The sequence below is a fragment of the Niastella vici genome (assembly GCF_002077945.1).
In the GTDB taxonomy this organism is placed as follows: domain Bacteria; phylum Bacteroidota; class Bacteroidia; order Chitinophagales; family Chitinophagaceae; genus Niastella; species Niastella vici.
The window spans coordinates 207,173-221,178 of the sequence record NZ_LVYD01000045.1 but is presented as its reverse complement, the minus strand read 5'-3'; the positions used below and the strand labels follow the sequence as shown (position 1 = coordinate 221,178).

General features: G+C 44.6%; 10 protein-coding genes. 4 read left to right on the top strand and 6 right to left on the bottom strand.

Annotated features, from left to right (window positions below; translation table 11 throughout):
• Positions 1 to 29 precede the first annotated feature (29 nt).
• The 5 genes from A3860_RS16220 to A3860_RS16200 form a co-directional block, all read right to left on the bottom strand.
• Positions 30 to 509, bottom strand: a complete 480-nt coding sequence (locus A3860_RS16220) for a lipid-binding protein (protein ID WP_158085274.1) — start codon at positions 507 to 509, stop codon at positions 30 to 32.
• Positions 510 to 543: 34 nt separating this feature from the next.
• Positions 544 to 2,016, bottom strand: coding sequence for a SusD/RagB family nutrient-binding outer membrane lipoprotein (locus A3860_RS16215; RefSeq protein WP_081147769.1), 1,473 nt, complete (start codon positions 2,014 to 2,016; stop codon positions 544 to 546).
• 28 nt (positions 2,017 to 2,044) lie between these two features.
• Positions 2,045 to 5,260: a SusC/RagA family TonB-linked outer membrane protein gene (locus tag A3860_RS16210; protein ID WP_081147768.1), complete on the bottom strand. Its 3,216-nt coding sequence runs from the start codon at positions 5,258 to 5,260 to the stop codon at positions 2,045 to 2,047.
• Between the two features lie 436 nt (positions 5,261 to 5,696).
• Positions 5,697 to 7,772: a ComEA family DNA-binding protein gene (locus A3860_RS16205; protein ID WP_081147767.1), complete on the bottom strand. Its 2,076-nt coding sequence runs from the start codon at positions 7,770 to 7,772 to the stop codon at positions 5,697 to 5,699.
• Positions 7,769 to 8,590, bottom strand: coding sequence for a hypothetical protein (locus A3860_RS16200; protein ID WP_143774131.1), 822 nt, complete (start codon positions 8,588 to 8,590; stop codon positions 7,769 to 7,771). The genes A3860_RS16205 and A3860_RS16200 overlap by 4 nt, the downstream gene beginning before the upstream one ends.
• 108 nt (positions 8,591 to 8,698) lie before the next feature.
• Here A3860_RS16200 and folD point away from each other — a divergent pair, with 108 nt between their 5' ends.
• The 3 genes from folD to A3860_RS16185 all read left to right on the top strand — a co-directional run bounded on the left by folD (position 8,699) and on the right by A3860_RS16185 (position 12,470).
• Positions 8,699 to 9,574 (top strand): bifunctional methylenetetrahydrofolate dehydrogenase/methenyltetrahydrofolate cyclohydrolase FolD, encoded by an 876-nt coding sequence (gene folD / locus A3860_RS16195; protein ID WP_081147765.1) that lies wholly within the window; start codon positions 8,699 to 8,701, stop codon positions 9,572 to 9,574.
• A gap of 14 nt (positions 9,575 to 9,588) precedes the next feature.
• Positions 9,589 to 10,206 carry a 7-carboxy-7-deazaguanine synthase QueE gene (locus tag A3860_RS16190; RefSeq protein ID WP_143774129.1) on the top strand — a complete coding sequence of 206 codons (618 nt, stop codon included), beginning with the start codon at positions 9,589 to 9,591 and terminating at the stop codon, positions 10,204 to 10,206.
• A gap of 356 nt (positions 10,207 to 10,562) precedes the next feature.
• Positions 10,563 to 12,470, top strand: a complete 1,908-nt coding sequence (locus A3860_RS16185; protein ID WP_081147764.1) for an OmpA family protein — start codon at positions 10,563 to 10,565, stop codon at positions 12,468 to 12,470.
• 130 nt (positions 12,471 to 12,600) lie between these two features.
• On the opposite strand, the gene A3860_RS42105 is transcribed toward A3860_RS16185, so the two are convergent.
• Positions 12,601 to 12,729 (bottom strand): hypothetical protein, encoded by a 129-nt coding sequence (locus tag A3860_RS42105; RefSeq protein ID WP_262497309.1) that lies wholly within the window; start codon positions 12,727 to 12,729, stop codon positions 12,601 to 12,603.
• Here A3860_RS42105 and dprA point away from each other — a divergent pair.
• Entirely contained in the window at positions 12,728 to 13,831 is a 1,104-nt protein-coding gene (gene dprA, locus A3860_RS16180; RefSeq protein ID WP_081147763.1) for a DNA-processing protein DprA, read from the top strand. The genes A3860_RS42105 and dprA overlap by 2 nt on opposite strands.
• Positions 13,832 to 14,006 lie beyond the last annotated feature (175 nt).

Here is a 14,006-nt window from a genome sequence, read left to right as displayed (position 1 = left end):
CTATATGTTTAGCTTTTCATATAGTTCAATTAGTAATCATCCTCATCCCACCTTGTTCTTGCAGAACCGGCTATCTTATTTTTAATACCGGGCTTGTTTGAAAACTCAACTTCCATATATATACTATCTACAACATTTCCGGTTTTAGATACCCCGGCGTTTTTCAAAATTTTTCCATTAGTGATGTTAACCGTGACAGCGGAATAGGTATTTGATGAGTTTTGAACAGAAAATGTCAGGGCAGAAACGTCAATTTTGGCCTTACATTTAAATGAACCCAGGTGTTTAAGATCATCGACCCACATAGAGTCGGGGTTTAATGACGTATTATAAGTTGACAGTTTGACAACTTTTCCGGTATCATTTATTTTAACCCACCATTCATTTGCAAATTCTTTTGCCGAAGTGCCCCCGGCATCGGGAAGATCCTTTGAACAGGCCCACATGCAGGCAGCTCCAAAAAACAATATGATAATCTTTATATGTCTCATAACAATTTTGTTAATCATTGTGAATAATTGCATTGCCAATTACAGCATAAAATTATTTGGCCCACCAAACTGCTGTTGTAATAGGAACTTCGGCCGGGGTGTTTTTATTTCTTGACCTTTCAACATTGGGATATACCAGTCGTTTCGGGAAAGCGCCACCGGTTACCCCATTGGGCGAATACACGAACTGGCCAGGAATGTATCCTGCCACATTTGAGTATACAGCGCTTGTTTTGGGATAACCCGTTCTGTTTTTTTCGAAAAATGCTTCCAGTGAGTGAGCCCCGTAAGCCAGTGATGCCCACTTCTGAACAATTATGGCTTCCAGTTTATTGTCCATGCTGCCGGCTGCAGGATATTCATAGGCACCACCGGGTGCTATAAACGAACTTCCATCGTTACCGGTTTCAGTAAATGCGGCTTCAACACCCTGCTCATACAGACCCTGTGTTACATCGCCTGCATAATACCGCAGCCTGGCTTCGGCCTGTAAGAAATAAGATTCTGCCACTGAGATCAACTCAACCGGATCGGTAGCACTTTGAATAAGTACTGTTGCTTTGCCATAAGTAGGATCGGTGCCCAGATAATCGCCCTGGTTTATGACAATAGGATTCGTTTTGCCATAATAATATAAAATACGCGGATCGCTGTTAGCCTGTAACCAGCTCACGAATGTTTTACTGGCGCGCAGGTTGGTAGTCGTATTTAACCGTTGAATATTATAGGCGTAAAACGGATTTTGTTTATCAGGTGTTTCTGTGAAATGTGTAACAGCAGCATCTGCATCGAGGAACTTTGCTCCGCTGGTATACAATTTCTGAATTCCGGCCTGCGCTTCTGCGGGTTTCGCATTCACCATCCGCAGGTATATTTTTAATTTAAGGGTGTTGGCAAATTGTTTCCATTTGGTCATATTTCCGCCAAAAACAAAATCGCTTGAACCGGGGTCGGTAACCGTTGCTGCAGTGAAATCTTTGCCCAGGGCATCATCGATCTTTGCAATCAGATCGGTATAGATGCTATAGCCGTCATCAAAAGTTGGGTTCAAATTGGCCTGGCCCTGCAAAGACTGAGAATAAGGAATTTTATCATACAGATCGGCCAGCACCTGTACTGTATAGGCTTTCATTACTGTACCCATCAGGTAAAAATTCCAGTCACTTTGTGCTTTGGCTGAATCCAGCACATACTGGTAGTTGTTCAATGCACCCGAAAACAGTTCGCTGTAAGCGCCATTATAATCAGTGCTCTGCAAATTGTAAGCATCGATGGTCCTGTACTGGCTCGATGACCAGGATTGCGTAAAGAACTGCGACCATATGCCGCCGATGATATTTAAATCGCCCCCTATGCGGCCAACGGATGACATTGTTGCTGCGGGAAAAACCAACCTGGGACTGCCCTGGTTCACCAGCGGGTAGTTGGGATCTGTATTTATATCAAGCTGCTTCTTGCAACCAAACAGCGTCACGGAAAGAGCTGTAACGAATATATAAAGTGACTTATTTATTGTTAGGTTCATACATTAATAGTTTTAAAATCCTCATTTATTAAAAGCTTGCTCTCAGCGTAAGACCAAATTGTTTTAAACTGGGTCCGGTCCTGAATTCGCCAAATTCACTCTGCAGGTCATTACCAAAATTGGTTACCTCAGGGTCAATATATACGTTCTGTTTAGGTGTCCACAGCAGGAAATTCCTTCCGTAAACTGTTAATGACATATTGGTCGATCTTACTTTTGAAGCAATGCTTTGCGGCAGTCTATAGGTAAGGGTTACATCCCGTAATTTGAGGAATGACCTGTCAATGATCTGGTAACCATAGATCAATGCTTTGTTGGATGTATGATACCAAAAAGCATCGAAGTGCGCTTCATCGATCACTTTCGTGTTCTCAACATAAATGGGTTTGCCACTGGCGTCTACCCCAGCCTGGTTAACAGAATTGGGAATAACAAACGGCTTGCGATCATTGTAAGTTGTTGCTCTGGCGCCGCCGGTGAACAACAGCAGATCGGAAGTACCACTGTAAAAGTTTCCGCCTTTTCTGTAGTCGAGCGAAAAGCCAAGCTGAAAATCCTTATAGGTAAATGTATTTTGCAGCCCCATCATAAAGTCGCGTTGCGAAGAACCATATTCGCCCAACTCTGAAGAGGCAATGGCATATCCGGTTTTAGGATCTACCACAATTTTTCCATCGGGTGTACGTACAGGAACAGGAGCCTGGAAAATACCCAGTGGTTTACCGGGGATGGCATCAAATTCCAGATCGTAGGCACTTTGTAATATTACTTTGTCGAGACCATCATTCAATCTTTCAACTTTACTGCGGTTACGTGCAAAGGTGTAATTAACCGCCCAGGTAAAATCCCTGTTCTTAACAGGCGTTGCATCCATCGTTACCTCAACTCCTTTGTTACTAACCAGTCCAATATTTTGAACCAGGGAAGTATAACCCGATCCCGGAGAAATAGGCACATTGAAGATCTGTCCGTCGGTACGTTTATCATAATAGTTCGCATCAATGCCAATGCGATTGTTCAGGAAGCGTACTTCGGCACCAAATTCTGCCTCTTTGGTAATAACCGGTTTAAGGTTCAGGTTGTTGATCTGTTTGCTGAGGCTATAAGAACCTACCCCATTAAACGGAAAAGTGATATTGCCAAAACCCAATGCAATATTGCCGGGCGTTAATGTAGAATATACCTGGTAAGGCGCTGCGTCGGCACCTGTTTTTCCGTATGCAGCCCTGAGCTTCAATAAAGAAATGGGTGTACCGCTTAAATCAAGCGTTTGTGAAGCGATCCACGACAGGTTGGCGCCGGGATAGAAGAAGCTGTTGCTGTTTATCGGTAATGTAGACGACCAGTCGTTACGGGCATTTACCGTTAAAAATAGCTGGCCCAAATAACCGAGGGTAGCCTGCCCATACATACCTATCAATCTTCTGTTTGCAATTGCCTCGGTACCGGTAGGCAGGTTCACTGAATTTGACAGATTATAAAAGCCGGGAACCAACAGCCCTTCAATACGCGTTGTTACGCCTTTTGATTGCGACTGGTTATATGTTCCACCCACAATAGCTTCCAGGTTAAATTTTGATCCAAGGTCTTTATTCACCTTCAGGTTAAAGATGGTGTTAAACGTCCCTTCATAGTTGGTTAATTCGGCATAAGAACCAATGTCGGCCTGGCGTTGTGAACCTTCTACGTTGTTACCATCGTTCCAGCTATTGGGTGAAGGTTTATTCACTGCATTCCATATTTTGGTACGGGCGTTGGTAAAGTCGCCGCCGACAATTAATTCTGCCGCCAGCCAGTCGGTGAACTTATAACCCATATTAATGTTTCCGAAAATGCGATCGGTGTTTTGCCTGCTTCCATTTTCATGAATGCCATAATACGGGTTCTCGCTATATGGGCTGAAAAAGTTATCTACATTGGCGTAAGTGCTTTTGTAGTTTTTGAAATCGTTCATATTCATGTCAACAGGGATCTGCAAAAGATCTTCAAAGAAAGAAGAACCAACACCGCCAACCGGTCTGGTAGCCGGAGCGTTCATGCGCCTGTTAATATAATTGAGCGAGGTATTTAATGTGAAGTTTTTATAAGTTGAGTTAGAGCGCACGGCCACCGTGTGACGCTCGAGGTCATCGGCTTTGGTAGGCAGAATACCATTGCTGAAAACATTACCATAAGAAAAATAGAATTTGTTGTTTTCGTTTCCGCCCGATAAGGCAAGGGTATTATTATTTTCTGTACCTGTTTCATAAAAATCCCTGATCACATCATGAAATGAGAATGGCTTGCTCAATTGCACACCATTAACTGTTGCACCCCATGGACGCATTTTTCCATCGAGCCTTGGACCCCAGCTACCATTTTCTGACAGCACAAAGGAACCACTCCAGCCCTGTCCGAACTGATCTTGCAGATCGGGGGTTTTACCCACTTTCGACATATTGAAGGTACTGGTAAAATCAACTTTCAGTTTTCCGGCTTTACCACGTTTGGTAGTGATCATGATGGTTCCGTTCTTGGCCTGCGAACCGTATAAAGCCGAAGCAGCTGTTCCTTTCAAAACAGTGATGCTTTCAATATCATTGGGGTTGATATAATTTAATCCGTTACCATAATCGTACCCTCCATCTGAAGCAGCTCTTGCGCCATTGATAGGTACATCACCGCTTGAAGCAGGCCTTGCATCGGTTAAAGGCACACCATCGATAACATACAGCGGCTGGTTATTACCGCCAGAAATAACCCCATAACCGCGCAGTACCACTTTTGTTGATGAACCGGGGGTTCCACTAACGGTAGAGATGTCGGCGCCGGCAATTTTTCCCTGCAACGCATCCAATGCACCCAACGGCGCCACTTTATTGATATTCTCGGTGTTAAATGTAGTAGTGGAGTAACCTACTTTGGCCTTGCTTTTAACCTGGCCCAATGCAGTTACTACTACTTCCTTTAACGACTCCTGCGCTTTTAATACAGTTGAAACGGTAGATTGTGTGCCGGCATTTATTTCACGAACCTCATAACCGGCTCCTGAAAAAATTAATACAGCACCTGCGGGAATACTAATTGAAAATTTACCTGCCTGATCTGCAGCAACGGCTTGTTTGCTGCCTTTTACTTTCACTGTAGCAAAGGGAATGGGATTTCCCTGCTCATCTTTCACTTCACCGGTCACAGTGTGGGTTTGACCAGAAGTTATGGCAACGAAAGCGAATAGCATCGCTGCCATTAGTAGAATTTTTCTCATGAGACTTGTAAGTTTTTAAAAAAATTGTTTAATCCAGAAAATGCGAAACGTTTAAAATTTAATCCATGTGCAAATAAATAAAATTTTTACTAACCGGTAGACAAACTGAATTATTCAAGCGCTGCAAGCAGAATAATAATAAAATAACACGCTACTTGAAAACTTCGTTGTTATAACAATCATGCTACAACGCATGCCAGTACAGGCTTTCAAGGCAGCAACCACACTGCATTTCAGCCCGTCAAGTATTCTATTTGTACACCAATTTTGTTAATATTTTTTTCATCATGACAACTTAATCACTTCTCAATTACACAAGCGGCAAATTTATATAAGTAGAAATTATTGTATGATGCCTAACCGAATATCTCTAAGCCTTTAATTGAATTTTAATTCGCTTAACAATTGTTAACAAACAAAGCCGAAGAAAAATTGTTTACCGCGCAGTAAATATAAGTTGTAGCCTGATATCAGATCTACTGTACGTCTCAACAGCAGTATTCGTTGCCTCAACTGCAGTTTCAGCCGGATAAACTGACTGGGCACATGATAAGGAGAGCAGGCAATTATATTTTTTACGTTGCTGCATAGCCGCGCGTGGCATTAACCGGTAATTAACATTAATGATATATCGAAGAAATTTATTAAACGAGGCAGGAATGGAATAGTTATATAATACCGTGTTCTCAAAAGCATAGATGCGGCTATTGTAACTGTCTGTTTCAACATACTGCAGCCGCGCGTTGAAAGAAAAAGGCTTAAAAGCAGGCTTTACATGCACATCAGTGTAAAATAAAAACCCGGTCTCTTTTTGCTGACTGCTACTTCCATACCAAACTGTTTCTACCCTGCTGCGCAATTCAATCGTTCTATTAACCCTGTAATTAATATGTGTTCGCCAGTTTAACCGGGTTACAGGAACGGGCGATGGTAAACTACTACTAACAGAGTCTGCATCATTACTTCCTTTTGTTTCATGCCTGAACCGGGTATACATGTCAATATACTTATTAGGTGCATAACTTAGCTGCACCAAATATTCATGACCACCAGACGGCGCATTCACCTGGTATTTCAACCAGGGAAACCGGAAAACATCTGCATAAACATCGAGTTTCCACCTGGCGGCCGGCCGAATAGAAATACCGGCATACCAGCCATTTTCATTGACCGGGAAACTGTTTTCAGTAAAAGCGTTGCTGAATAAAGATTGATACCGGCTGCTGATGTTGCGATAAACGATTGCCATATCCACTTTAGGATCAAGACTGGCCAGCAGTCCGTGTATCATGGCCCGGTTCATCAATTTATCAACAGCCACTTCACCATACACGTGCATGTTCCGGAACGTATAGCTATAATCGACACTATAATTGCTCCAGTTGCTGCCATTGATGGCAAACTGGTCATAAGGCGCTGCCGCCGGCCGCATAGGTTTCGATAAATTATAGTGAACTGCATTAATGCCTATATGCGACCTGCTATTTGCAATTTTTACCGCGCCACCTGTGGTCAGGCACTGCACATTGTAGCGATCGTTCATTTCGGCCAAAGTTCGGTGGTACCCGGTTGTAATTATGGAGGTAATATATGCTGAGCCGGGAAATAAACTATCAACAGCCAAATTGGCGTTCAACTTTCGCATGGAGCCAAATAAAGTGCACTGAACAATTCCTTTTTGCAAAGTAACCCCCACACCCCGGTGAAAATTATATTCGCCCGCAGAATTATAGGGTTGCAGCATTGGTCCCTGCCGTTTTATAGCCAGCACATCGGCACTTTTTTTAAATGCCATGCCCTGCCATTGTATTAACCCCTGTGCAAAATTAACCGTAAAGTCGCCAATGGCCAGGGATTGTATTACACCCAGTTTACGCGCAAAAAAGTGAAAGGAATAAAAATCGAACCCGTTCTTCTGCGCCCCTTTTAAAAAGGGTTCGCCTGCATCTTTATCGCCGGTTATGCCATACTGTAACAGGTTTTTATAATTATACTTATACCTGAACAGAACGGCAGTAGGGCTACCCAGATAGTCTTCCGTTGTTTTTTTGTAGTCGCTGGAAGTGTTTACCGTTCGTGCATACCGCAGCAACAAAGTTTGTTCACCCTGTTTGAACCGTTCGCCCAAACGCGCTGCCATATTCTTTTGATCGCTAACAGAAATAAAAGGCAGCAATTTTTGAATGGTAGCAACATCCCAGGCCGGTACTGCCTGCAATTCGTTCACATGCAGTAATGACCCCAGTAGTTGGCGGTACAACAAAAAATTAGTGATCTGTAAATCGGTCAACAGGCGTAATGCTTTCAGCTCATCGCCGGTAGCTTCATTCAAATTCAGTGGATGTTTTTGTAAATACTCCAATTGCTGCCATTGCGAATCGTCTTCCGTGATCCCTTCTTCCCGCCCGGCCTGGCTTTCGAGCTGTTGTTCATTGACCGGCGTGGCCAGCCGTTCCTGTGCGGTTATCCCTATCCACGGTAAAGTGAATAATATAACAAGCGGCCATTTCACGGTTCCGTTTTTTGTTTACCATAAAATAAAAGCAGTAAGCCCGGGGAAATTCCCAGTTGAGGATGATAACGCATGCTTACATCGGCCCGGCAATTCTTCCATTGCCAGCCCATACCTATATAGGGCGATGAGGTTGCAGTGGTAATTCCGGCCCTAACAAATAACCTGTCGGGCACGGCAACATATTGTAAACCGGCCTGCACATTTACGGGTTGGCCCTCTTCTTTGGTGAGCTCGGCGCTCAAAAATAATTGCTTCGATACATCGTACCCGGCGCCAAACTGGTAAACAGCCGCCAGTTTTTCACTGGAATGATTGCGGAAATGACCGCCCACTGGGTTAATCAGATGTATTCCGGTAACCAGGGTTGAATTGATCTGCCACAGGCTGCCCACTTCAACACCCACCGCCGCATCATTGCCATAGCCGGCCACATGTACCATATTATAATTACACTGGATGCCTACACTTAAGCGCCCCAGGTTTTTGCCATAAGCCAATCCTACCTGGCTTTCATTAAAATCGCTGAACCCACTGTACTGCATGGAAATACCGATACCATCCCGGTTTACGGGCATGGCGACAGTAGCCATGTACATGCTCAGAGCCTTCAACCCATATTTTTGTTCGGCATATACCCCTGCACTGGTGCGGGAAAGGTTACCCAGCGAGGCCTGATTGGCCAGGAAGGAGAACGATTGGGTAAATTGATGACTATAGGCCCCCAATCCGGTATATAACGTACCGGAGGAGTAACGAATTGACTGACCATGGGCCAGACAATGGATAAGATAGAATGGCAATAGCAGTCTTCTCACAACAGCAAGCTTTCATAATCAATAGTTAAACATATTCAAAAATGCATAATGTAAAAAATTTTTTATTCTCCTTTAGGGCAACACCCCGCAGCCCTTTACCTTTGCGCCATGAAAATTTTAGACGGGCAGCTTGTATCACAGGCAACAAAGGATGAATTGAAACTGAAAGTAGCTCAACTGGTAGTGGAAGGTAAAAAGGTACCTCACCTGGCCGCGATACTGGTAGGCAACAACGGCGCCAGCGAAACCTATGTTGGCTCAAAAGTGCGTACCTGTGAAGAGATCGGGTTTCACTCAACCCTCATCCGGTTGGAAGACTCCATCAGCGAATTCAAATTGCTGGAAACCATTGAAAAGCTGAATGATGACCCCGATGTGGATGGCATTCTGGTGCAACTGCCTTTGCCTAAACATATTTCGGATGAAAAAGTGATCAACACCATTGATCCTTCGAAAGATGTGGATGGTTTTCACCCCGTTAGCGTAGGAAAAATGGTGCAGGGGCTGCCCACATTTATATCTGCCACTCCGCACGGCATTATGCTGATGCTGGAGCATTATAAAATTGACACCAAAGGCAAGCATGCCGTGGTAATTGGCCGAAGCAATATCGTTGGCCGCCCCATGAGCATTTTGCTCAGCGCCAATACCAATCCCGGCAATTGCACGGTTACCATTTGCCACTCCCATACAAAAAACCTGAAAGAGCTGTGCCTGCAGGCAGATATTATAGTGGCCGCTTTAGGCAGGCCCGAATTTGTTACGGCCGACATGGTTAAAGATGGCGCTATCGTAATTGACGTTGGCATTACCCGGGTAGCCGACGCCACCAAAAAAAGAGGCTATGCATTAAAAGGCGATGTACAGTTTGATACCGTTTCGCCCAAATGTTCGTGGATAACCCCCGTACCGGGTGGTGTAGGCCCCATGACCATTGCTGCGTTGATGAAGAATACATATAACGCCTGTATAAACAAGAATTAGCGAACTTTGCACCAATGACAAAAGCTTCAACAGATATTCAATATCCGGTGATGGAATCCTTCTATACCCTGCAGGGAGAAGGTTACCACCAGGGAAAAGCCGCTTACTTCATTCGCCTCGGGGGCTGTGATGTAGGCTGCGTGTGGTGCGATGTAAAGGAAAGCTGGGAAGCATCAAAACATCCGTTACAATCAATAGAAGAAATAGTAGCAGGGGCCAGTGCCAACCCTGGCCGCATGGCCATAGTTACCGGTGGCGAACCGTTAATGCACAATCTCGATGCGCTCACCCAGGCCCTGCATGAAGCCGGCTTTCAAACCAATATTGAAACCTCCGGCGCATGGCCGGTAAGCGGCTCCTGGGACTGGATCTGCCTTTCGCCCAAGAAATTCAAAGTTCCCCTGCCCGAAATACTTCCCCTGGCCAATGAGCTTAAAGTAGTGGTATATAATAAGACCGATTTTATGTGGGCAGAAAAATACGCCGCCCTCGTTTCGCCCTCCTGTAAACTGTTCCTGCAACCGGAATGGAGTAAATCGGGCATCGTAACCCCGCTTATTATCGATTATATAAAAGATAATCCGCAGTGGGAATTTTCGCTACAACTGCACAAATATATACATGTGCCATAAGCCTGTAATAGGGTCATTACAGGCTTACACCTTGCACCCCGGTGCCACCGGGGGTTGCACTGAAAGTAACGGGTGCAGTGCAACTCCGGTGCAACCCCAGTGCAACCCCCTGTCTAAAAAAAGCATACTCTTTTATCCCACTTTTATACTAACAGCAGCCAATCAAAGGCTGTTTATAACGTTTTCTTATCATTTTATCAGGAGCAATCTGCATCTTATAACCTGGTAAACAGGTTTTTCGCGAAAACTTTACACATTTTTTATCTTTAGCGCTGAAAATTGGACTGATTTTGAATTGAATAAATGCTAAATGACGGGTAGCCAGCAGGCGAACCGTTTACGATCAAACGCACCAGATGATTAAAAAGATTATTACAATATCCATTCTTGCCGGGCTTTTTTGCACCGCACGTGCACAGTACGATCCCGATAAAGTAAATAAAAAGGCAAAAGCCCTGTACGAAAAAGCCTATGGCATAGCCATGAATGGCAACTATATCGAAAGTATTAAGACCTTACAGGATGCCATTAAAATAGAACCGCGGTATGCAGAAGCATTCCTATCGATCGCCGGTTTGTATTTCGAACAAAAAAAATACATGGAAGCGATCGAATATTATGAAAAAGCAAAAGTAATAGACAGCGTCTGGTTTAAAGATTATAACCTTCCCTACTCGATCAATCTCGCCGGCATAGGCGAATTTCAAAAGGCACTGCATGCTATCGGGGAATTTCTATCGATCCCAAACCTGAATGAACAAAGTCGTAAAGCAGCCGGTTACCGGCTTAAAACCTACCAGTTTGCTGTTGATTACAGTAAACAGCACCCGTTGGGAAATTACCGTTTTGAACCGAAGAATATGGGTGATAGCATCAACAGTATACAACTGGATTATTTTCCATCTATTACTGTAGATGGGAAGGAATTTGTTTTTACCCGGCGTATAAATGCCAATGAGGAATTATATGAATCGAAGTTTGAAAACGGTCACTGGACAAAAGCCCAACCGATGCCCGGAGATATCAATTCAAACCAGGGCGAGGCAGGTGCCAATATTTCACAGGACGGTCAGTGGCTTATTTTCACGGGTTGTAATTTCCCCTATGGCTTCGGCAGTTGCGACCTGTATATCTCCTATTTGACGCCCGACGGCTGGAGCAAGCCTGAGAACATGGGCAGGCAGATCAATACCGACGCCTGGGAATCGGGTCCTTCCCTTTCACCCGATAAACGTGATCTGTATTTTGCGAGTACCCGGCTGGGTGGTTATGGAGGTAGTGATATTTATGTAAGTCATTTATTGCCCAATGGGCGTTTTAGCGAACCTGAAAACCTGGGGCCAGAAGTAAATACCATCGCAGATGAAAGTACCCCTTTTATACATGCAGATAATGAGACCCTGTATTTCACTTCTGCCGGGCACCTGGGTTATGGCGGTACAGATCTGTTCATGGTCAAAAAACAGGGCAAAGGCTGGAATAAACCCGTTAACCTCGGTTACCCCATCAATACAATCGAAAATGAAGGTATGCTGGTAGTTGCTGCCGATGGTAAAACTGCTTTTTTTGGCAGCGACCGGAACGATACCAGAGGCGGACTGGATATTTACACATTTGAACTGAGAGAAGATGTGCGACCCGCCCGAACGCTGTGGGTAAAAGGAAAAGTGTTTGATAAGAAAACCGGGAAAGGGTTGCCTTCGGGGGTTGAACTAACTGACCTGAGTACCCGTGAGATGGTAAGCAGGGTGCAAACCGATGCCACCGGAAATTATCTGGTCACCTTACCGGTTGGAAAAGATTATGCATTTAATGTAAAAAGAAAGGGGTATCTGTTCTTCTCCGACAACTTTCCGCTGAGCCAGAAAGCCCCTGATTCTACCTATAATATCGATATTCCCTTACAACCTATTGAAGCCAATGCCAGCGTGGTGCTGAAAAACATTTTCTTTGACCTGGGAAAATTCGATCTGAGACCTGAATCAACAATTGAACTGGATAATATTTTCCAGCTGTTGAAAGAAAACCCAACGCTTAAGATCCAGATCAGCGGCCATACCGATAATATTGGTAAAGCGGCCGATAACCTGACCCTCTCGAACAACCGGGCGCAGGCCGTTGTAAAATACCTGGTAAGCAAAGGCATTGAGGCCCCACGCCTCAGCTTTAAAGGGTATGGCGCTACGCAGCCCGTTGCTGATAACAATACCGAAGCCGGAAGAGCGCAAAACAGAAGAACAGAATTGCAGGTTATAAGTCAATAATCGTGAATGCCCGTCCGACCGGTCATCCGGGCGGGGTCAATGGTGAGTGGTGAGTGGGTCCCCGAAAATCGGGCAACCTGAATAATCGCGAGGTCACTCACCACTGACCACTCACCTTACGTTTGCCATTTTACGTATTCCAAAACTTTGTATCTTTCACAATAGTCATATTTTTTGACCATTGACCATTGACCATTGACCATTGACCATTGACCATTGACCATTGACCATTGACCATTGACCATTGACCATGTGCCATGACTAACGATCTGCTATACCAGCTTGCCTTAACGCAGGTGCCGCAAATTGGCTGCGTACAGGCCAAACTGCTTATTCAACAATTTGAAACCGCCGAAGCCATCTTCAAAGCGAGCATTGCTGAACTGGAAAAAACAGAAGGCATTGGAACAGTGCGGGCCCGTTGTATAAAAACATTCAACGGGTTTGCGGCCCTCGAAAAAGAGATCGCTTTTATTGAAAAATACCGTATCAAACCGCTGTTCATTAACCAGCCCAATTATCCGCAACGGCTGTTGCATTGCTACGACCCGCCCACCATGCTTTTTTACCGTGGCGAAGCTGATCTCAACGCAGCCCGCGTGGTGGCCATTATTGGAACCCGTAACAATTCTGTATACGGCAAACACCTCACCGAGAAACTGGTGCAGGAGCTGGCCGCATACGAAGTGCTTATAGTAAGCGGACTGGCATTTGGCATTGATGCCATAGCCCATAAAAGGGCAGTGGAAAATAACCTGCAAACAGTAGGCGTGCTGGCGCATGGGTTAGATTCCCTGTACCCAAGTGAACATACCAACCTGGCCAAAGACATGGTAAAACAGGGCGGCGGCCTGCTCACTGAATATTATAGTGAGATCACTGCTGAAAAACATCATTTTCCCATCCGTAACCGCATTGTTGCCGGCATGAGCGACGCCGTTGTAGTTGTTGAAACCGGAATAAAAGGAGGCAGTATGATCACCGCAGAACTGGCCAATGGGTATAACCGTGATGTATTTGCCTATCCCGGAAAGGTAACCGATGTCAAAAGTGCAGGTTGCAATACACTTATTAAACGTAATAAAGCCATTTTGCTCACCGAAACACATGAATTGGCAGAAATGTTGGGCTGGAACCGGATTGTTCAAAAAAATATTCAGCCACAAAAAGAACTTTTTATTAACCTGAACCCGGAAGAAAAGACCATTGTTGATATCCTGAACGAGAAACAACCGGTGCATATTGACGAACTGAACCTCCGGTGCGGCCTCTCCACCAGTTCCATTGCAGCCGCCATCCTCAACCTCGAGCTGCAGAATATTGTCCAGGCCCTGCCGGGGAAAATGTATCAACTGGTGTAGTTACAGCCTGGTCATGACGGTTCAACACTGATTATCAACAACTTCAAAGATTATTTACCTGTGAACAACTATCTTTCCCCCTGAAATATCAATAATAACAATCACATACGCCAATTTATTCCATGTGTTGGCCCTGAATTCACACCCAATGTTCAATTATTGCCTGCAAACCATT

Coding starts and splice junctions, on each gene's coding strand:
- A3860_RS42105 (WP_262497309.1), bottom strand. CDS start 12,729: ATGGCACATGGTCAATGGTCAATGGTCAATGGTCAATGGTCAATGGTC.
- A3860_RS16190 (WP_143774129.1), top strand. CDS start 9,589: ATGACAAAAGCTTCAACAGATATTCAATATCCGGTGATGGAATCCTTC.
- A3860_RS16185 (WP_081147764.1), top strand. CDS start 10,563: ATGATTAAAAAGATTATTACAATATCCATTCTTGCCGGGCTTTTTTGC.
- folD (WP_081147765.1), top strand. CDS start 8,699: ATGAAAATTTTAGACGGGCAGCTTGTATCACAGGCAACAAAGGATGAA.
- A3860_RS16215 (WP_081147769.1), bottom strand. CDS start 2,016: ATGAACCTAACAATAAATAAGTCACTTTATATATTCGTTACAGCTCTT.
- dprA (WP_081147763.1), top strand. CDS start 12,728: ATGACTAACGATCTGCTATACCAGCTTGCCTTAACGCAGGTGCCGCAA.
- A3860_RS16220 (WP_158085274.1), bottom strand. CDS start 509: ATGATTAACAAAATTGTTATGAGACATATAAAGATTATCATATTGTTT.
- A3860_RS16210 (WP_081147768.1), bottom strand. CDS start 5,260: ATGAGAAAAATTCTACTAATGGCAGCGATGCTATTCGCTTTCGTTGCC.